Consider the following 242-nt stretch of genomic DNA (forward strand, 5'->3'; position numbering starts at 1 on the left):
CGCCGCGTCTGAAGACGCTGAAGGTGGCCGAGCCGCCGAAGCGCGCGGCCGGCGTGAAGGTGCCGGACGTGAAGACGCTGGTCGAGAAGCTGAAGACCGAAGCCAAGGTGCTGTAAGAGGGAGCGGAAAGAAATGACGATTCTGGTGATTGCCGAGCATGACGGGGCGTCGGCCGGCGGCGCTTCCACGATCAAGGCCGCGACGCTGAACACGGTGGCGGCGGCTGCCGAAGTTGGCAAATT

2 pseudogenes are annotated in these 242 nt (G+C 64.9%); both read left to right on the top strand.

From position 1 onward, the window contains the following. Positions 1-116 (top strand): annotated as a pseudogene (locus DIE06_RS38085) (electron transfer flavoprotein subunit beta/FixA family protein); the annotation flags it as partial. A 16-nt stretch (positions 117-132) separates the two neighbouring features. Beyond that, positions 133-242: pseudogene (locus DIE06_RS38090) on the top strand (electron transfer flavoprotein subunit alpha/FixB family protein); the annotation flags it as partial.

Origin of the sequence: Burkholderia sp. Bp8998, from assembly GCF_003854235.1 — a bacterium.
In the GTDB taxonomy this organism is placed as follows: Bacteria; Pseudomonadota; Gammaproteobacteria; order Burkholderiales; family Burkholderiaceae; genus Burkholderia.